We start from the raw sequence: 18,724 nt of genomic DNA, 5'->3' as shown, positions 1-18,724 counted from the left end.
ATGAAGGACCTTTCGAGGAAAAAACCGGGCGGGCCGCACCCATCATCGCGCACCCTGTCCGGGGGCAACCCGGCGGTCGATCTCTGCGTCCTAGAGAGCCGGGGGCCCGCGCGCGAGGTCGAACACATACACCGTAAAGTGGTAAGACCGGGCAACCGGACGCCGCAACGAGAAGGGGGAGGCGATCGGATGCCGCACGCCGAGACACCGGGCAGTGAGACGGCCCCGAGTACCCGGCTGCGCTGGTGGACCGAGCTGCCGCTGATCCTCCTGGTGTACGCCTGCTATTCGGCAGGCCGGCTCCTGGCCCGAGGTGATGTCACGCACGCCGTGGACCACGGCCTGGCGATCCTGCGCGTGGAGAAGTTCCTCCACCTCAACGCCGAGCACCCGCTCAACCGGCTCTTCACTCGCGAGGCGTGGCTCGGCGTACCGGCCGACTTCTGGTACGCGTCGCTGCACTACCTGGTCACCCCGGCGATCCTGGTCTGGCTGTTCCGGTCTCACGCCGTGCGTTACCGCGCCGCCCGCACCTGGCTGATGACGTCCACGTTCATCGGTCTGATCGGCTTCACCCTGCTGCCCACCTGCCCGCCCCGCCTCCTCTCCCCGGGCCACGGCTTCGTCGACACCATGGCCCAGTACAGCTCGTACGGCTGGTGGGGCGGCGAAGCCAGCGCACCCCGTGGCATGGGCGGGATGACGAACCAGTACGCGGCCATGCCGAGCCTGCATGTGGGCTGGGCGCTGTGGTGCGGGGTCATGCTGTGGCGGTACGGCGGGACGCGTATCGCGAAGGCCGCCGGTGTCGCCTACCCGCTGATCACCACGATCGTGGTCATGGGCACCGCCAACCACTACTTCCTCGACGCCGTCGCGGGTGCCGCCGTGATGGGCGTCGGGCTGCTGCTGGCGCCGCTCGTGCTGCGGGCCGCGGACGGCGTCAAGGGGCGTGTGGCGACGGTTCTCACGCCTGCCACCGCGGGCACTGAGGCCGCACAGGCCTCAATTGTCAGTGGCGGATGCCAGACTTCCGCGGGTGAGCGAATTCCACGGCAGCGCGAGTCACGGATCGGAGCGGGACCCGAGCCGGGTGCCGCCCCCACGGACGCGGGGGACGGCGCTCCGGCAGCAGCTCGCTGAGCTGCGCGGCCCCGACGTACCGGCCAAGGCGCTGGATGCCCGCGCCCTGGCCGCCCTCGCCGCGAACCCGGGCTGCAGAAGGCGCGCGATCCTCGACGGCGCGGGCGTGAACAAGGCGACCCTGGCGAGTGCGCTGGGCTCCCCGTCGGCGTTCGGGCAGTCGCAGTTCGCGCTCACCCGGGGCAACGCCTTCGAGGCGAAGGTCAAGGCCGACGGCGGCGCGGAACTGCTGCGGCTGGTGCACGAGAAGCTGGACCGCCACGCCGAGCCCCCCGTCGACGCGCGCGTGCCCGACCTCACCGCGATCGGCCCCGAGGGCCGTACCGCCCGCACCGCGCTGGCCCTGCGCGAGGCGACCGAGGCGACCGGCTCGTGGACGCTGCTCGACCACCCGATGCTCGCTCTCGACGTGGCGGGCTCCCCCGCCTTCCTGGAGCCGGACGCGGTGGTGGTGCACCCGGACGGCGGCTGGACGGTCGTGGAGATCAAGTCCTTCCCGATGCTGGACGGCTCGGCGGACCCGGCGAAGGTGGGCGCGGCAGCCCGCCAGGCAGCGGTCTACGTGCTGGCGCTGGAAGAGGTCGCCGCCCGCATCACCGTGCCGGACGCCCCCGCCCCCGAGGTGGGCCACCAGGTCCTCCTCGTCTGCCCCAAGGACTTCTCCAACCTGCCCACCGCCTCGGCCGTCGACGTCCGCAAGCAGCGCGCGGTCACCCACCGCCAGCTGGCCCGTCTCACCCGCATCCAGGACATCGCCGACGCCCTCCCCGAGGGCATTTGCTTCGACCCCGCGCGGCCCGCCGAGGAGCTGACGGCCGCCGTCGAGTCGGTCCCGGCGACATACGCGCCCGAGTGCCTGTCCGCCTGCGAGCTGGCCTTCCACTGCCGCGACCGCTCCCGCGCGGCGGGCGCGGTGACGTCCCTGGGCCGGTCCGTACGGGCCGAGCTGGGCGCCCTGACCACGGTGCCGGACGTCCTGGCGGCGGCCCGCGGGGAGACCGGCGACCCGGCCGATCCGACCGTCGCCGCCCTGCGCAGGGCCGCGGCCCTGCGCGCGGAGGCACTGGGAGCCGCCGCATGTCACTGATCTCCACCCTCGCCCGCCTGGAGGCCGTCAGCACCGGCCGCGCCCAGCCCGCCGCGACCGTCCGCCACCGGCACCTCGCCGACCAGCCCCTGGTCTTCGTCCCGCTCACCACCGCCGGTGAGGCCGGTGCCCCGCTCGGCGCGCTCGTCGGCACCGACCGGGACGCCCCGCGCCTGCTCGTCGTCCCGCAGCCGCGCGACCGTGACCTCAGGTTCCAGTTCCTGGCGGAGCTGGCGGACGTCGTCCTGCCGTACGTGGACTCCTACGCCGAAGCGGTGGAGGCCGCCGAGCGCAACGAGACCGATCCGGAGACCGGCAAGCGGGTCAAGGTCGAGGTCGAGCTGTGCGCGGACGCCCCGCAGCTGATCGTGCCGAGCCGGGCGGGCATCGACTTCGTACGGCTGCTGGGGCGCTCCATGCGCTTCCGCCGTACGGCCGAGCAGGACCCGGAGGCCCCGCATCCGGCGCCCCCGCGCGTGCCGTTGCTGGGCCGGTGGCTGACCCATTTCGGCGAGCGGGCCCGCGTTCCCGGCTCCGCCCTGCTGCTCGCCGCGACCGAGCTGCTGTCCCGGCACTGGGCGACCGGCCAGTCCACCCTGGAGGACCAGCACCTGGGCGCGCTGCTCGCCTGGATCGACCCTCCGGAGGGCATGACCGGCGCGGAGGCGGCCCGCGCGGCCGAGCTCGCCCGGGACGCCAAGGGCCAGCTGCTGCACCCGCCGGCCGGACCGGCCACCGACCCGGCGTTCGACAACAAGCTGCTCGCCCCCGCCATCGAGCGCTACGACCGCGCGCGTACCGCCCTGGCCGCCGCCGAGGACGGCCTGGAGGCGGACGACCGGCTCGGTGAACTCACCGCCGCCGAGCGCGCGATCAGGGACCTCGTCGAAAGCCGGACCCGTCCCACCTGGGACGCGGTGTGGCGCGGCCTGGACCTGCTGCGGGAGCTGCCCGAGGGCGCGCGGGTGGAGGAGCGCTGGACCCGCGACCGCTGGTCGTTCACGTCCCACCGCGACCGGATCACGGCGGGCGAGCCCCCGCAGCCGCGCCGCGACGACGCGGTGACCGCCGCCAACAAGCTCGCCACGCGCGAGCGCGAACAGGCCCGCCTGGAGGCGCAGGAGGCCCTCGACGACCCGCTGGTGATGGCGGGGCGGCGGCTGTCCGGGGAGGCGTTCGCGGGCGAGGTCACGGATGTCGTGATGACGTACAGCGAGGGCAAGCGCCCCAGCCCGCGCCCGCTCGTCACGCTGCGCACGGACGACCGGCCGCATCTCGGGGAGCGTGTGAAGGTCTACCGCTCGCTGGGCGGGAAACCCCAGTCGGCCGAGTTCGTCGGCCACGACGGCGACTGCGTCGTCCTGCGCGTCCTCGACAAGATGGGCCGCGGCAAGGAGCCCGAGCCGGGGTCGGTCCCTGAGAAGGGCGACCGGCTCTGCTTCACGCTCTTCGAGCACGAGCAGCGGGGCGGCGCGAAACTCCCCGACCCGGAGAACACCCCGTGGACGCACGGCGGACCGCCCGGTGAGGCCACCCATGAAACCGCCGACCCGCTGACCGCGGAGGACGTCCTGTGAGCACCGTCTCCGAGCTCTTCGACCCCGGTGCGGTGGCCGCCGCGGCCACCGACGCGATCCTCGGCAGCACGCTGCACGGCGCGGCGCGCGGGGTCGTCGTCGACTCCCCGCCCGGCGCCGGCAAGTCCACGCTCGTCGTCCGCGCGGCCCTCGAACTGGCCGACGCGGGACGCCCGCTGATGGTCGTCGCACAGACCAACGCCCAGGTCGACGACCTGGTACTGCGGCTCGCCGAGAAGAACCCGGACCTCCCGGTCGGCCGCCTGCACAGCAGCGACACGGACGCGTACGACAAGGCACTGGACGAGCTGCCCCACGTACGCAAGTCGGCGAAGGCGGCCGAGCTGACCGGACTGCCGGTCACGATCTCCACGGCCGCCAAGTGGGCGCACGTCAAGGTCGACGAGCCGTGGGAGCACGCGATCGTCGACGAGGCGTACCAGATGCGCTCGGACTCCCTGCTCGCCGTCGCGGGGCTGTTCCAGCGGGCGCTGTTCGTGGGCGACCCGGGCCAGTTGGACCCGTTCGCGATCGTGGGCAGCGAGCAGTGGGCGGGCCTGTCCTACGACCCCTCGGCGTCCGCGGTCACGACCCTCCTCGCGCACAACCCCGAGCTCCCGCAGCACCGCCTCCCGGTGTCCTGGCGGCTCCCGGCCTCGGCCGCGCCCCTGGTCTCGGCCGCCTTCTACCCGTACACCCCGTTCCGCAGCGGCACCGGCCCCGGCGACCGCGCCCTGTCCTTCGCGATCCCCTCGGACGGCTCGGGCCCCGACCGGGTCATCGACGAGGCGGCGGAGTCCGGCTGGGGCCTGCTGGAGCTGCCCGCCCGGCACACCCCGCGCACGGACCCGGAGGCGGTACGGGCGGTGGCGACGGTCGTACGACGCCTGCTGGACCGTGGCGGCGCGGCCACCTCGGAACGCTCCCCCGACCCAGCCCCCCTCACCGCCGACCGCATCGCCGTCGGCACGGCCCACCGCGACCAGGCGGCGGCGATCCGCGCGGCCCTCACCGAGCTGGGCGTCCAGGACGTCACCGTCGACACGGCGAACCGCCTCCAGGGCCGCGAGTACGACGTCACGGTCGTCCTGCACCCCCTGTCCGGCCGCCCCGACGCCACGGCGTTCCACCTGGAGACGGGCCGCCTCTGCGTCCTCGCCTCCCGCCACCGGCACGCGTGCATCGTGGTCTGCCGGGCGGGCGTGGGCGACCTCCTGGACGACTATCCGTCGACGGAGCCGGTGCAGTTGGGGACGGTGGTGAAGTTCCCGGACGGGTGGGAGGCGAACCACGCGGTGCTGGCGCACCTGGCGGAGCACCGGGTGGTGTTCGAGCCCTGATCCCTATGGGGCCCTTGCGCGAGCGCGCGACAATGGACGGTGGCCCGCTTCCCGACGGAGGGGGCATCAGCGACGTACGAGGAGGAGAAGACATGGCGGAGCCCACGCCGCGTCGGAACGAACCGCGGCTACGCCCCGCGCCCCTGCTCTTCGAGCCCGCGCAGGCGGCCGCCGACCCGGAGCATTTCTTCGACCTGGAGTCCATCGACGACCCCAGGGCGCTGCTCGCCCGGGCGACGGAGCTGACGCAGGCCTTCCGTGCGGCGACGGACCGTGCCGTGGAGTTCCAGGCGATGGCCGCGGCGCAGCTGGCCGACCCCCGGCGTTTCGACCGGCTGACGCCGGCGGACATCGCGGAGCGGGCCGAGTGGACCGAGGACTATGCCAAGAAGATGGTCGAGTTCGGGCGGGACCTGATGCGCGGGACGGCCGAGGGTGCGGCGGAGAAGGGGCTCGCCGACCCGGCGTGAACCCACCCCGCGTTCTGGCATATGCCAGGCGGGCAAGATACCCCTCCCCACCCCCTCCTGTCCCGATTTCCAGCAACCGTCCGAGACGGGACGCTCACGCCCGGTACATCTGGATGCATGAGCGACACACGCATCGAACCGTTCTCCGACCGTTCCGACGTCTGCGGGGTCACTGCGGACGGTGCGGCCTGGCTCGCCTCGGCAGGAACGTATCCGCGCAGCACGCTCGCCCTCTGGCGGGAGCGCCCGGACGCCCCGGTGGTGCTGCCGTGCGGCGCCTCGTTCGACGTCGTGAGCGCGCCCGCCATCTTCGGGCGCCGGATGCTCGACCGGTTATGGGGCGACGGGCCGGGCTCGGGGCCGGTGGCGATGTTCCGGGGCCGGATGCTGCTGTTCGCGGCGCCGGGCAGCGCGTACCGGCTGCCGTCGCTGCTGCGGTGGGAGGAGTGCGGCCGCACGGGCGCGATCCCGCCGCTGCTGTGCCACGGCAACGGCGACGCGGTGACGCTGCCCGCACCCCTGCCGACCCGCACCGCGCCGACCCCGTTCGACAGCCGCTGGCTGGTCGCCCCCGACACCCGTCACCCCTGGCTGCCGGGCCCCGAGATCCTGCTCTGGGCGGCCGTACGGGCGGCTCGCGCGGCCGTGCGGATATCGATTTTTCCCCCAGCCGATCAGGATGCTAAGGTCTACGACGTCAGCAGGCGCCGCTAGCTCAGTTGGTTAGAGCAGCTGACTCTTAATCAGCGGGTCCGGGGTTCGAGTCCCTGGCGGCGCACAGACGAACAAGAAGCCCCTCGCGGAGCGAGGGGCTTCTTGTGTGCCACCGTCTGTCCGCTACGGCGTGATCTTCACCGTCCACGCCCCGGCGACCGTCCGGCCCTCGACCTCGACCCGTACGTCGTCCCCCGGCACCGTGAAGCTCTCCCCGAGGGCGACCGGGGCGTCCGCGAGGGGTGGGTAGACCGAGGCCTCCCAGCAGGCCTCGGTGTGCGGGTGGGCGTCGATGACCTGGATCGGGCCGCCGCCGGACGCGGCGCCGGCGCGTACCCGGTAGACCAGGACCCCTTCCTTGCAGGTCCCCGCGTCGTTGCCGGCCGGGCTGCGGGCCTCGAAGGCGAGGGCGGTCTCGGGTCCGGTGCGGACCACCGCCAGCTTGGTGCCGCGTCCCAGGCCGAAGGCCGGGCGGCCCGCGACCGGCGTCCCCGGCCCCGCCCCCAGCGGTTCCAGCGTCAGCCGCGTCGGCTTGCCCACGCACGTCACCTGCCGCGGATCCAGCCACCCCAGCTTCCACTTGTGCCAGCCGAACAGGTCCGGGGCCAGCCCGAACTGGCTGCCCATCAGGTCCCAGTCGCCGACGTACGTGTCCCAGTCGCCCTTGCCATCGACGGGGCGGTGGTAGAGGTCCGGCAAGTCGAAGACGTGGCCGGTCTCGTGGGCCAGGACCAGGCGGTCCGGGGGGTGCTGTTCGAAGACGGTGACGACGCGGCGGATGTCCGTGCCGTCGGCCCGCATCGGGGTGTCGAGGTTGACGACCTTCGTGGCGTCCGAGTCCACGCCGGGCGCGTCCGGATCGGCGACGAAGTAGACGACGTCGTAGCGGGAGAAGTCCACCTGCCCGTCCGCCGCGGCCAGCGCGTCGCGCAGATAGTCGGCGCGATGCGACGCGCTCCAGTCACGCTCTATGACGTACGACGTCGACGGCCGCGGCATCCGGATCCAGTTCCGCAGCGGATGCGGGCGCAGCGTGAACCTGCCGTAGGAGGCCTGTTCGAAGAAGCGGCTGGTCGCGGGGAAGTGGTCGGCGGCGAGCTGGTCGGGGGTGGTGCGCGGGGTCGCGTCCGGGAAGGACAGGAATACCATCACCGCGTCCAGCGTGCGGGTGGGCTGCGGGTAGGCGGCGTTCCAGGTGTCGACGCCCTCGGAGTGGTGCGCCTCGGTGCGGGTGAGGGCGCAGGCGGCCGCGGAGAACGGCTCGGCGGCCGACGGGCCGGTGATGAGGGAGGTGGCGGCCAGCGCCGACATCGTGGTGAACACCGCCGCGGTGCTGCGCAGTCGGGGGCGCGGAAAGGGGCGCGGCACGGGGACCTCCGGATGCGGTTCACGGGACACCGCACCCAGCCTGTGTGAGATTGTCGTACTACGCCCTGTTTGTCTGCACCAGAAGAGTGAGTCAGCCGAAGAACCGTCAGAATCGACACCCCGAATCGCTCACGGAACGTCACACCTGGTCGGGCGGGTCAACAAGCCGTCCAGGTGCGGGCAGAAACGATCTGTCAGAAGGGCCCGTTGTTCCGGGACACTGGGCAGTGGCTGGAAGGGGTGGGGGCCAGCCTCTATGATCGGCACACTTTCCTGCACGGACAGAGATCGAGTGCACTGCGGGAGCGAACGGTGAGCGGAACCTCCGAAGGGCCGGCGCCCGCGACAGACCTCGACCGGGCGGCCGTCACAGACAGTGACTACAACACGTCTTCTCGTACCGATTCCCCGGCGTACCGGTCGGCCTTCGTGGCCGCACCGCTCGCCATGGCCGTCGTCGACCGCGAGGGGCTCGTCGTCAGCGCCAACGGCAGCCTCGGCGACCTCCTCGGCAGCGCGCCCGAGGCGCTCGCCGGGCGGCTCGCCGCCGATCTGGTGGACCTGGCCTCCGACGCCCGTACCTGGCACGCCTACCAGGAGGTGCTGCGCGGCCGGCAGGCCCGGCTGCGCTGCACCCGGCGGCTGAAGAACCCCGACGGCCAGTACCTGTGGACGCAGGTCACCGTCGCGCCGCTCGGCACGGGTGAACCCGGGGTGCTGCTGTCGGTCGCCGACGTCAGCTCCCAGCGTGAACTCCAGGCCCGGCTGCGGCACTTGCAGATGCACGACCCGGTGACCCGGCTGCCCAACCGCACGCTGTTCTTCGAGCGGCTGTCGGCCGCGCTGGAGGCGGAGGCGTACGAGCAGGGCGGCACCGGCCGGATCGGCCTGTGCTATCTGGACCTCGACGGCTTCAAGGCCGTCAACGACACCCTCGGCCACCGCGTCGGCGACCGGCTGCTGGCCGCCGTCGCGGAGCGGCTGACGCGGTGCGCGGACGAGGCGGGCGCCACCCGGGGCAGCACGCCGCTGGTGGCCAGACTCGGCGGCGACGAGTTCGCGCTGCTCGTCGAGGACTCCACCGGCACCGACCAGCTCGCCGATCTCGCCGAGGCCGTGCTCAAGGCGGTGCAGAGCCCCTTCGACATCGCCGGGCACCGGCTGTCGGTCTCCGCGTCGATCGGCGTCGTCGAGCGGCACGCGGCGGGCACCACCCCCACGGCCCTCGTGCAGGCCGCCGACACGACGCTGTACTGGGCGAAGGCCGACGGCAAGTCCCGCTGGACGCTGTTCGACCCGGAGCGCAACGCCCACCGCATGACCCGTCAGGCCCTCGCCTCCACCCTCCGGCCGGCCATCGAGCGCGGCGAGTTCACGCTCGAGTACCAGCCGCTGGTCGGCATGGAGGACGGGCGGCTGCGGGGCGTGGAGGCTCTGGTGCGCTGGAACCACCCGCAGTTCGGGATGCTGACGCCGAATCGGTTCATCGCACTGGCCGAGGAGGACGGCTCGATCGTGCCGCTGGGGCGCTGGGTGCTGGCGACCGCCTGCCGGCAGGCCCGGCAGTGGCAGCTCGACCACCCGGGCGAGCCGCCGATCTTCGTCAGCGTCAACGTCGCGGTCCGCCAGGTGTGGGACTCCGACCTGGTCGCCGACGTGGCGGAGATCCTGGCGGAGACGGGCCTGGCGCCGGGGCTGCTGCAGCTGGAGCTCACGGAGTCCGCGGTGATGGGCTCGGCGGGCCGCCCGCTCCAGGCGCTCCAGGCGCTCAGCGACATGGGCGTCCACATCGCCATCGACGACTTCGGCACCGGCTACTCCAACCTCGCCTACCTCAGCCGGCTGCCGGTCGCGGTCCTGAAACTGGACGGGTCCTTCGTCCGGGGCTTCCAGTACGAGGGGACCGGCGCCCCGCCCAACCCGGCCGACGAGGTCGTCGTCGAGGCGATGATCCAGCTGGCCCACCGGCTGGGGCTGACGGTCACCGCGGAGTGCGTGGAGACGTCCGCGCAGGCTTCCCGCCTGCGGCGGATCGGGTGCGACACCGGGCAGGGGTGGCTGTACTCGCGGCCGGTGCCGCCGGATCGTATCTCCGAGCTGATGGCGGGTCAGGCCGCCGGCAGGCCGTAGGCGTCGGCGATCAGTTCGTAACTGCGCAGCCGCAGCGCTCCGCTGTGCGCGTGGGACGTGATCATCAGCTCGTCGGCGCCGGTGCGCTTCTGGAGGTCGTCGAGACCGGCGCGGACCTCGTCGGCGGTGCCGTGGACGACGTTGGCGTTCCAGGACGTGGCGAAGTCGCGTTCCACGGCGCTGAATTCGTAGGCCTCCGCCTCCTCGGGGGTGGGGACGAGACCGGGGCGGCCGGTGCGCAGCCGGATCATGTTGAGGCTCGCGGCGAGCACCTGGCGGCGGGCCTCCTTCTCGTCGTCGGTGGCGAGGGCGGAGACGCCGATGAGGGCGTAGGGCTCGGCGAGGATCTCGCTCGGGCGGAAGGTCTCGCGGTACAGGTCCAGGGCCGGAATGGTGTTCTGGGCCGAGAAGTGGTGGGCGAAGGCGAAGGGCAGGCCGAGCTCGGCGGCGAGGCGGGCACTGAAGCCGGAGGAGCCGAGCAGCCAGATCGGCGGGCGGTGCGGGGACTGGACGCCACCGGGGGACGTCGACTGGATCGGGCCGGGGACCGCGTGGATACGGCGGTAGGGGTGGCCGTCGGGGAAGTCGTCGTCGAGGAAGCGGGTCAGCTCGGCGAGCTGCTCGGGGAAGTCGTCGGCGCCCTCGTGGAGACGGTCGGTGCGGCGCAGGGCGGCCGCGGTGGCGCCGTCGGTGCCGGGGGCGCGGCCGAGGCCGAGGTCGACGCGGTTCGGGGCCAGCGCCTCCAGGGTGCCGAACTGCTCCGCGATGACCAGGGGGGCGTGGTTGGGCAGCATGACGCCGCCCGAGCCGAGGCGGATGCGCTCGGTGTGGGCGGCGAGGTGGGCCAGGATCACGGCGGGGGACGAGGAGGCCACGCCGGGCATGGAGTGGTGCTCGGCGACCCAGTACCGGTGGAACCCGCGCGACTCCGTCAGCTTGGCCAGCTCGACGCTGGTGCGCAGCGCCTCGGTGGCGGTGTGCCCGGCGCCCACCGTGACCAGGTCCAGTACGGAGAGGGGGACGGGGGCGGTGCCGTGTGCGGTGCCCCGGGTCTCGTCTGCCGCCACGTGTGCCTCCTGCTGTGTGCCGTGCGGTGTCCTTCGGCGCACAACAGGAGGGTGTCTCCGCTTTATTCCCCGAGGGCCTCACACCTGATGCCCCGGGGTCTCACACCTGCACGATCGGCTCCTTCGTGAACAGTGCCCCCAGGCTCGGTGCGTTCACGCGGCGGTCGGTCAGGCGCAGGCCCTCCCAGACCGTGACCTGGTTGGCGGTGAGGACCGGCTTGCCGAGTTCCTTCTCCAGGGCGGGGAGGTGGGCGACCGTGTGCAGGGCGGTGTCGGGGAGCAGGAGGGCGTCCGCGTCCGGGGTGTCGGCCTGCCTCGCCAGGGCGAAGACCTCCGCCTCGCCCCAGGTGCCGACCTCGGCCGCCGTGACGATCCCGGCGCCCTTGACCCCGGTCACCTCCAGGCCGCCGGCCCGCAGGAAGTCCGCGAACATCGCGGCCACGTCGTCCGGGTACGTCGCCCCGACCGCGACCCGGCCGGCCTTGATCTCCTGGGCCGCGTGCACGAAGGCGAAGGACGTCGAGGAGGCCGGCATGCCGGCCGCCATGGCCAGGGCGCGGACCTGGTCGTGGGCGCCTTCCCAGCCGCGTACGAAGCTGCCGCTGGTGCAGGCCCACACCACGGACTCGGCGCCCGCCATGCGCAGCTCCTCGACGCCGGCCGCGAGCCGTTCGGGCGAGCCCATCTCCCGCAGGGCGTCCTCGCGGTGGGCGTCCTCGCCGATGTCGGTGTGCACCACGTCGACCCGGATGTCGCTGCCCAGGAGCTGCTCGATGCGTGGGTAGTCGTCCTCGGCGGAGTGGCCCGGGTAGAGGAGTCCGAGTGCGGTCATGTCCAGCCTTCCTGCTGCTGTTCTTCGTCGGGCAGTACCGGTCGCAGGGGGCCCGGACGCGCCGCCGGATCGATCAGCGCCTGATAAGGCCCCATGGCCCGGGTACCCAGTCGGCGCAGCGCCGCCCACATCGTCACCTGGTTGGCCGAGATCACCGGCAGCCGCAGTTCGGCCTCCAGTTGCGGGATGACGTCGTACGTCGGGAGGTTGGTGCAGCTGATGAACAGGGCGTCCGTGTCCCGGCGGACCGCCTTGTGCGCCATGGCGACCACCTCGCGGTACGGCACCTTCCAGATGTGCCTGGTCAGGCCCATGAAGGCGCAGCCGGTGACGGTGACCCCGGCCTCGGCGACGTACTCCTCCAGTGCGCGGGTGACCGACACGGTGTACGGCGTCACCAGGGCAAGGCGGCGCACGCCCAGCTCGGTCAGGGCTTCGAGGAGGGCCCCGGAGGTGGTGACGGACGGGACGGCGCCCGCCCTCGTCATCGCCTCGCACATCGCGCGTTCGCCCGCGATGCCGCCGACGAAGCTGCCGGAGGTGCAGGCGTAGGCGACGACCTCGGGGGCGATGGCGTGCAGGGTGCGGACGGCGTCGTGCAGGGTCTCGTGCTCGCTGACGAGACGGGCCAGGTCGAGGCTGACCTCGACGGGCACGTACGGCGTCCGGGTCAGATGGAGCGAGATGTCGTCCGGGACCCAGCGCCACAGCTCGCGGTCCAGGGCGAAGTCGAAGGGTGCCACGACGCCGACACCGCGCTGGGGGCGCGGTCCGCCGAGAAAGGAGAGGTCCATGGCAGACACCGGCCTCACGGTGAGAGACGGGGGGACAACGGACCGTGCGCGCGCCCGTGTTGACGAAGGTAGGTTCGGGTGCGAGCGTGGTCAATCCGCGCATGTCAGACGCCCGTGGAGGAACGGCTTCGCATGACCTCCCCCACCCTCCTCGTCCTGGACGCCGACCCCCTCCCCCGCCTCGGCCGCCTCACCGGTCGCGCCCGCGTCGAGCACGCGGACGCGTCGACGCTGGCCGAGCGGCTGCCGTTCGCCGATGTGCTGCTGGTGTGGGACTTCACCTCGCACGCCGTACGGCACGCCTGGCCCGGCGAGGGTCCGCGGCCGCGCTGGGTGCACACGGCGAGCGCGGGCGTGGACCATCTGATGTGCCCCGAACTCGCCGCGTCCGACACGGTGGTGACCAACGCGCGCGGGATCTTCGACCAGCCGATCGCCGAGTACGTCGCGGCCCTCGTCCTGGCGATGGCGAAGGATCTGCCGAGGACGCTGGAACTCCAGCGGGAGGGCGTCTGGCGGCACCGGGAGTCCCGCCGGGTCGCCGGGACGCGGGCCGTGATCGTCGGCTCCGGGCCCATCGGTCGGACGATCGCCCGCACGCTCAAGGCACTTGAGGTGACGACGGCGCTGGTCGGCCGCACTCCGCGCACCGGCGTCCACGGTCCCGACGATCTCGACCGGCTGATCGCCCGCGCCGACTGGATCATCGCGGCGGCTCCGCTGACCGAGCAGACGTACGGCATGTTCGACGCCCGGCGGTTCGGGGTGATGCAGCCGTCGGCGCGGTTCATCAACATCGGGCGGGGCGGCCTGGTCGTCGAGGACGCGCTGGCCGAGGCGCTCCGGCGCCGGTGGATCGCGGGCGCCGCCCTGGACGTCTTCGAGCACGAGCCCCTGGGCCCCGACAGCCCGTTGTGGCAGGTGCCCGACCTGATCGTGTCCCCGCACATGAGCGGGGACACGGTGGGCTGGCGGGACGAACTCGGGGCGCAGTTCCTTCAGTTGTACGAGCGGTGGGAGGCGGGCAAGCCACTGCTGAACGTGGTCGACAAGAAGCGTGGATACGTACCCGGACACTGACCTGGGGGTGTGCATGAGGGACCTCACCGCACTCGGCGCCGTGGAGCTCGTCGAGGGGTACCGCAAGGGCGAGTTCAGCCCGGTGGAGGTGACCCGGGCGGCGCTGGAGCGGGCCGAGGAGATCCAGCCGGAGGTGAACGCGTTCGTGCGGCTGACGGCCGAGGAGGCGCTCGCGCAGGCGACGGAGTCGGCGGACCGGTGGCGGCGCGGTGAGCCGGCCGGGCTGGTGGACGGGGTCCCGGTCACGGTGAAGGACATCCTGCTGATGCGCGGCTCGCCGACCCTGAAGGGGTCGAAGGCGCTGTCGGAGAAGGGCGGTTGGGACGAGGACGCGCCGTCCGTCGCCCGGCTCCGGGAGCAGGGTGCCGTGTTCCTCGGCAAGACCACCACCCCGGAGTTCGGCTGGAAGGGCGTCACGGACTCGCCGCTGTCCGGCGTCACCCGCAACCCGCACGACCCCACCCGCACCGCGGGCGGCTCCAGCGGTGGCGCCGCGGCGGCCGTGGCCCTCGGCGCGGGCCCCCTCGCGCTCGGCACGGACGGGGGCGGCAGCGTCCGCATCCCGGCCGCGTTCTGCGGGATCTTCGCGCTGAAGCCGACGTACGGCAGGGTGCCGCTGTACCCGGCGAGCGCGTTCGGGACCCTCGCCCATGTCGGGCCGATGACCCGGGACGCGGCGGACGCGGCGCTGCTGCTGGACGTCATCGGGACGCCGGACGCCCGGGACTGGTCGGCGCAGGGGCCGAGTGCCGTGTCCTACCGGGAGGTTCTCCAGGAGGGCGTCCGCGGTCTGCGGATCGCCTACTCCCCCTCCTTCGGCGGGCAGGTCCGGGTGCAGCCGGGCGTCGCGGCGGCGGTCCGGCGCGGTGTCGAGGAGCTGGCGCGGCTCGGTGCCTATGTCGAGGAGGCCGACCCGGACTTCGCCGACCCGGTGGACGCCTTCCACACCCTGTGGTTCAGCGGGGCGGCCCGGGTGACCCAGCAGTTCGGGCCGCACCAGCGGGAGTTGCTCGATCCCGGACTGCGGGAGATCTGCGGGCTCGGCGCGCGCTACAGCGCGCTGGACTATCTCGCAGCCGTCGATGTCCGCATGGACCTCGGCCGCCGGATGGGCCGCTTCCACGAGTCGTACGACCTGCTGGTGACGCCCACCCTGCCGGTCACGGCGTTCGAGGCGGGCGCCGAGGTGCCGAAGGGTTCGGGTTACCGGCGGTGGACGGGGTGGACGCCGTTCACCTACCCGTTCAACATGACCCAGCAGCCGGCCGCGTCCGTCCCGGTCGGGGTGGACGGCGACGGGCTGCCGGTGGGACTCCAACTCGTGGCCGCCCGGCACCGGGACGATCTGGTGCTGCGGGCGGCGCACGCCCTGGACGGCTTCACGCCCTCCGGAAACTGAGGGTCTCCCCGGCCGCTCCCGTCCGCCAGAGGTCGTTGCAGGCCTCGGCCATCCGCTCCAGCCCCTCCGTCACCTGCCCCCAGACGATGCCGGGAACCCAGCCCACGTCACCGTTGAGGAGGAGGTTGTTGCGTTCGTAGAAGAGGGCCAGGTCGACGAGGGTGGTGCCGGCGCGGACCTCGCGGTCGTAGCCGTAGGACGTGGTGCCCAGTTCGGTGCCGGCGAAGGAGAAGTAGCAGAGGTCGCCGGGGATGGGGGTGACGGTCGGGTTCTCCAGGGGAGGTTCTGTGGAGGCGAAGGGTGGGAAGAGGGCGTAGATCTCGTTGCGGGCGTACTTCGCGTGGTAGACGTCACCGGCGAGCGGAAGCGCTTCCCAGACAGCCGCGCAGGTCAGCGGCGCGCGGTCGTCCAGCAGCTTTGCCGTGACGCTGATTCCCCGCTTGACCAGCGAGACTTCTATGTAACGGTCAGCCATGCGATCCATGGTGCATACATCGCATGCGGTCGGGTAGCCGCGCCGCCATGGCTCCACCAATAGGGAACGAGAAACACACACCCGGAACCACCCGCCGATCGCTGCTCGCGGGGGTGGCGGCGCTCGGTGCGCTGGGGGCCGCCGGCTGCACGCGGGTGGCCACGGCCTCGACGACGGACGGCGGTGATCTGCTGGACCGGATGCGGGCGGCGGGGGTGGTGCGGCTCGGTATCGCCGGTGAGATCCCGTTCGGCTACATCGACAAGAACGGCGAACTGACCGGCGAGGCGCCCGAGCTGGCCAAGGTGATCTTCAAACGGCTGGGCGTGGACCGGGTGCAGCCGGTGCCGACCGAGTTCGGTTCGCTCATTCCGGGGCTCAACTCCCAGCAGTTCGATGTCGTCGCCGCCGGGATGTACGTCAACCCCGAGCGCTGCGAGCAGGTCATCTTCGCCGACCCGGACTACCAGATGCTCGACTCCTTCATCGTCAGGAAGGGCAACCCGAAGGGGCTGCACACCTACCAGGACGTCGTCGAGAAGAAGGCCAAGTTCGCCACCGGGACCGGGTACGCCGAGATCCAGTACGCCGTGGACGCGGGGTACAAGGAGAGCGACATCCTGATCGTGCCGGACCAGGTCGCCGGGCTGAACGCCGTGGAGGCGGGCCGGGCCGACGTGTTCGCCGGTACGGCGCTCACCACCCGTGAGGTGGTGAAGAAGTCCGCCAAGGCCGAGGCCACCAAGGCCTTCGCGCCGCTCGTGGACGGCAAACCGCATGTGGACGGCGGCGCGTTCGCCTTCCGGCACACCGAGACCAGGCTGCGGGACGCCTTCAACGTCGAGCTGCGCAAGCTGAAGAAGAGCGGGGAGCTGTTCCGCATCCTGCGGCCCTTCGGATTCACGAAGGCCGAGATGACGGACCTCACGGCGAAGGAGCTCTGCGGCGGATGACTTCAGGACTCTGGGAACTGGTCCTCAAAGGCGTGTGGGTCACCGTCCAGCTGCTCTTCCTGAGCGCGCTGCTGGCGGGAGCCGTCTCCTTCGTGGTCGGCATCGCGCGCACCCACCGGCTGTGGATCGTGCGCTTCCTCGCCGGCTTCTACACCGAGGTGTTCCGCGGGACCTCGGCCCTCGTCATGATCTTCTGGGTGTTCTTCGTACTGCCGCCCGCGTTCGGCTGGCAGCTGGTCCCGCTGTGGGCGGGCACGCTGGCGCTCGGGCTGACGTACGGCGCCTACGGCTCGGAGATCGTGCGCGGGGCCCTCACCGCGGTCGACCCGGCGCAGCAGGAGGGCGGGATCGCGCTCAGCTTCACGCCCTGGCAGCGGCTGAAGCTGATCCTGCTGCCGCAGGCGGTGCCGGAGATGATCCCGCCGTTCTCCAACCTGCTGATCGAGCTGCTCAAGGGCACCGCCCTGGTGTCGATCATGGGCATGGGTGATCTCGCGTTCAGCGGCAACCTGGTACGCCTTGCGCTGCAGGAGAGCGCGGAGATCTACACGTATCTGCTGGTCATCTACTTCGTGATCGCCTTCGCCCTCACCCGGGTGATGCGCGGTCTGGAGAAGCGGCTGAAGGCGGGCGTCGGCAGGAAGCCGACGGGCGGGATCTCCCCGCAGCAGGAACTCAAGCGTGCCGAGACGACCGGCGTCGGCGCCTCGTCCTCGGGAGGTGTTCTCGGATGAAGTGGGACTGGTCAGCGGTCGGCGACTTCATGCCGCAGTTCTGGGACGGTCTGCTGGTCACCCTGCAGGCGCTGGCCCTCGGCTCGGTGATCTCCTTCGTGCTCGGCCTGGCGTGGGCGCTGCTGATGCGGGCGCCGACCCGGTGGGTGACCTGGCCGGTGGGCGCGGTCACCGAGTTCGTGCGGAACACGCCGCTGCTGGTACAGCTGTTCTTCCTCTTCTACGTGCTGCCCGAGTGGGGCTTCACGTTCTCCGCGCTGACCACCGGCGTCTTCGCGATCGGCCTGCACTACTCGACGTACACCATGCAGGTCTACCGGGCCGGCATCGAGGCGGTGCCCGCCGGCCAGTGGGAGGCCGCGACGGCGCTGAACCTGCCGGTCGCACGGACCTGGCGGGTGGTGATCCTGCCGCAGGCGATCCGCCGGGTCGTGCCCGCGCTCGGCAACTACGTGATCGCGATGCTCAAGGACACGCCGCTGCTGATGGCGATCACCGTCCTCGACATGCTCGGGCAGGCGCGGCTCTTCTCCCAGGAGCACTTCCAGTTCACCGAGCCCCTGACCGTGATCGGCGTGGCCTTCATCCTCATCTCCTATCTGGCCTCCCTCCTCATGCGAGCCCTGGAGCGACGTCTTGTCCACTGACATACAGCCCGAGAACAGCCCCCTCGACCAGCGCGGTACCGGCGAGCTGATCCGGCTCGACCAGGTCACCAAGCGGTTCGGCGACAACACCGTCCTCGACCATCTCGACTTCTCGGTCGAGGCCGGCAAGCACGTCACCCTCATCGGGCCGTCCGGATCGGGCAAGACCACGATCCTCCGGCTGCTGATGACCCTGACGAAGCCGGACGAGGGCACCATCACCGTCGACGGACAGCGCCTCTTCCCGGCCTCCGACAAGGAGGTCCGCGAGGTCCGCAAGAAGATCGGCATGGTGTTCCAGCAGTTCAACCTGTTCCCGAACATGCCGGTGCTGAGAAACATCACCGAGGCCCCGGTCACGGTGCTCGGCCTGGCCAAGGACGAGGCGGAGGAGCGCGCCCGCGAACTGCTCGACATGGTCGGCCTGGCCGACAAGTGCGACGCCTATCCGGCGCAGCTGTCCGGCGGCCAGCAGCAGCGGGTCGCGATCGCGCGGGCGCTGGCGATGCGGCCGCAGGTGCTGCTGCTCGACGAGGTGACCTCGGCGCTGGACCCGGAGCTGGTCGCGGGCGTCCTCGACGTGCTGCGGGACATCGCCCGCAGCACCGACATCACGATGCTCTGCGTGACCCACGAGATGAACTTCGCCCGGGACATCTCGGACCAGGTCCTGATGTTCGACTCGGGGCGGATCATCGAGGCCGGGGCGCCGGAGAAGATCTTCAGCGAGCCGGAGCAGGACCGTACCCGGGAATTCCTGAGCGCGGTGCTCTGACCAAAGGTCAATTACACCTTGTGAAGGCGTCGATGCACGAGGTAGGGGTGCTGGGTCTTGACTTTGGCATATGCCAGCGGGTCAGCGCCCCTGTTGAGAGGGATGGAATCTCGTCAACAGGCCCTCACTTCAAGCCTCT

18 protein-coding genes and 1 tRNA gene are annotated in these 18,724 nt (G+C 71.9%); 14 read left to right on the top strand and 5 right to left on the bottom strand.

What is annotated here, in order from left to right:
- The 7 genes from ACFUO4_RS11720 to ACFUO4_RS11690 all read left to right on the top strand — a co-directional run bounded on the left by ACFUO4_RS11720 (position 1) and on the right by ACFUO4_RS11690 (position 6,395).
- Positions 1-1,143 (top strand): phosphatase PAP2 family protein, encoded by a 1,143-nt coding sequence (locus ACFUO4_RS11720; protein ID WP_383482850.1) that lies wholly within the window; start codon positions 1-3, stop codon positions 1,141-1,143.
- The gene (locus ACFUO4_RS11715) at positions 1,094-2,230 is read left to right on the top strand and encodes a hypothetical protein (RefSeq protein WP_128111973.1); all 1,137 of its coding nucleotides are present in this window, start codon (positions 1,094-1,096) and stop codon (positions 2,228-2,230) included. The genes ACFUO4_RS11720 and ACFUO4_RS11715 overlap by 50 nt, the downstream gene beginning before the upstream one ends.
- Positions 2,221-3,807 carry a hypothetical protein gene (locus ACFUO4_RS11710; RefSeq protein WP_383482847.1) on the top strand — a complete coding sequence of 529 codons (1,587 nt, stop codon included), beginning with the start codon at positions 2,221-2,223 and terminating at the stop codon, positions 3,805-3,807. The genes ACFUO4_RS11715 and ACFUO4_RS11710 overlap by 10 nt, the downstream gene beginning before the upstream one ends.
- Positions 3,804-5,147 carry an AAA domain-containing protein gene (locus ACFUO4_RS11705; RefSeq protein ID WP_079306246.1) on the top strand — a complete coding sequence of 448 codons (1,344 nt, stop codon included), beginning with the start codon at positions 3,804-3,806 and terminating at the stop codon, positions 5,145-5,147. Before ACFUO4_RS11710 ends, ACFUO4_RS11705 begins: the two co-directional genes overlap by 4 nt.
- A 92-nt stretch (positions 5,148-5,239) precedes the next feature.
- Positions 5,240-5,617, top strand: coding sequence for a hypothetical protein (locus ACFUO4_RS11700; RefSeq protein ID WP_079306244.1), 378 nt, complete (start codon positions 5,240-5,242; stop codon positions 5,615-5,617).
- Positions 5,618-5,734: 117 nt separating this feature from the next.
- Positions 5,735-6,331, top strand: a complete 597-nt coding sequence (locus ACFUO4_RS11695; protein ID WP_079306242.1) for a bifunctional DNA primase/polymerase — start codon at positions 5,735-5,737, stop codon at positions 6,329-6,331.
- Positions 6,322-6,395 (top strand) — tRNA-Lys (locus tag ACFUO4_RS11690). The genes ACFUO4_RS11695 and ACFUO4_RS11690 overlap by 10 nt, the downstream gene beginning before the upstream one ends.
- 59 nt (positions 6,396-6,454) lie before the next feature.
- Here the strand turns inward: ACFUO4_RS11690 and ACFUO4_RS11685 are convergent.
- Entirely contained in the window at positions 6,455-7,699 is a 1,245-nt protein-coding gene (locus tag ACFUO4_RS11685; protein WP_079306240.1) for a M6 family metalloprotease domain-containing protein, read from the bottom strand.
- A gap of 312 nt (positions 7,700-8,011) precedes the next feature.
- On the opposite strand from ACFUO4_RS11685, the gene ACFUO4_RS11680 reads away from it, so the two are divergent.
- Entirely contained in the window at positions 8,012-9,829 is a 1,818-nt protein-coding gene (locus tag ACFUO4_RS11680) for a putative bifunctional diguanylate cyclase/phosphodiesterase (protein ID WP_383482842.1), read from the top strand.
- Here the strand turns inward: ACFUO4_RS11680 and ACFUO4_RS11675 are convergent.
- From ACFUO4_RS11675 to ACFUO4_RS11665, 3 genes are all read right to left on the bottom strand, one after another.
- Positions 9,808-10,896, bottom strand: a complete 1,089-nt coding sequence (locus tag ACFUO4_RS11675) for an LLM class flavin-dependent oxidoreductase (protein ID WP_383482839.1) — start codon at positions 10,894-10,896, stop codon at positions 9,808-9,810. The genes ACFUO4_RS11680 and ACFUO4_RS11675 overlap by 22 nt on opposite strands.
- 100 nt (positions 10,897-10,996) lie before the next feature.
- The gene (locus ACFUO4_RS11670) at positions 10,997-11,728 is read right to left on the bottom strand and encodes a decarboxylase (protein WP_079306234.1); all 732 of its coding nucleotides are present in this window, start codon (positions 11,726-11,728) and stop codon (positions 10,997-10,999) included.
- Positions 11,725-12,522 carry a decarboxylase gene (locus tag ACFUO4_RS11665; RefSeq protein ID WP_383485620.1) on the bottom strand — a complete coding sequence of 266 codons (798 nt, stop codon included), beginning with the start codon at positions 12,520-12,522 and terminating at the stop codon, positions 11,725-11,727. The genes ACFUO4_RS11670 and ACFUO4_RS11665 overlap by 4 nt, the downstream gene beginning before the upstream one ends.
- 132 nt (positions 12,523-12,654) lie before the next feature.
- Between ACFUO4_RS11665 and ACFUO4_RS11660 the strand changes: the two genes are divergently transcribed.
- Positions 12,655-13,602 carry a D-2-hydroxyacid dehydrogenase gene (locus tag ACFUO4_RS11660; RefSeq protein ID WP_383482836.1) on the top strand — a complete coding sequence of 316 codons (948 nt, stop codon included), beginning with the start codon at positions 12,655-12,657 and terminating at the stop codon, positions 13,600-13,602.
- A gap of 13 nt (positions 13,603-13,615) precedes the next feature.
- Positions 13,616-15,001, top strand: coding sequence for an amidase (locus ACFUO4_RS11655; RefSeq protein ID WP_383482833.1), 1,386 nt, complete (start codon positions 13,616-13,618; stop codon positions 14,999-15,001).
- Here the strand turns inward: ACFUO4_RS11655 and ACFUO4_RS11650 are convergent.
- A complete protein-coding gene (locus ACFUO4_RS11650; protein ID WP_079306228.1) occupies positions 14,982-15,476 on the bottom strand; it encodes a DUF3830 family protein in 495 nt (164 codons plus the stop codon). The genes ACFUO4_RS11655 and ACFUO4_RS11650 overlap by 20 nt on opposite strands.
- 47 nt (positions 15,477-15,523) lie before the next feature.
- On the opposite strand from ACFUO4_RS11650, the gene ehuB reads away from it, so the two are divergent.
- From ehuB to ehuA, 4 genes are read left to right on the top strand one after another with little or no spacing between them, the layout of a single operon-like run.
- Positions 15,524-16,429 (top strand): ectoine/hydroxyectoine ABC transporter substrate-binding protein EhuB, encoded by a 906-nt coding sequence (gene ehuB / locus ACFUO4_RS11645; protein WP_383482830.1) that lies wholly within the window; start codon positions 15,524-15,526, stop codon positions 16,427-16,429.
- Complete coding sequence (gene ehuC, locus ACFUO4_RS11640) at positions 16,426-17,163, top strand: ectoine/hydroxyectoine ABC transporter permease subunit EhuC (protein ID WP_079306224.1); 738 nt, start codon at positions 16,426-16,428, stop codon at positions 17,161-17,163. The genes ehuB and ehuC overlap by 4 nt, the downstream gene beginning before the upstream one ends.
- Positions 17,160-17,810, top strand: a complete 651-nt coding sequence (ehuD, locus tag ACFUO4_RS11635) for an ectoine/hydroxyectoine ABC transporter permease subunit EhuD (protein ID WP_383482826.1) — start codon at positions 17,160-17,162, stop codon at positions 17,808-17,810. The genes ehuC and ehuD overlap by 4 nt, the downstream gene beginning before the upstream one ends.
- Entirely contained in the window at positions 17,800-18,585 is a 786-nt protein-coding gene (gene ehuA / locus ACFUO4_RS11630; RefSeq protein ID WP_079306220.1) for an ectoine/hydroxyectoine ABC transporter ATP-binding protein EhuA, read from the top strand. Before ehuD ends, ehuA begins: the two co-directional genes overlap by 11 nt.
- Positions 18,586-18,724: the final 139 nt, after the last annotated feature.

This window comes from Streptomyces sp. NPDC057280 (assembly GCF_042668605.1).
Classification (GTDB): Bacteria; Actinomycetota; Actinomycetes; order Streptomycetales; family Streptomycetaceae; genus Streptomyces.
Note: the sequence above shows the minus strand (reverse complement) of the source record. Positions and strands in the feature narration are given on the sequence as shown.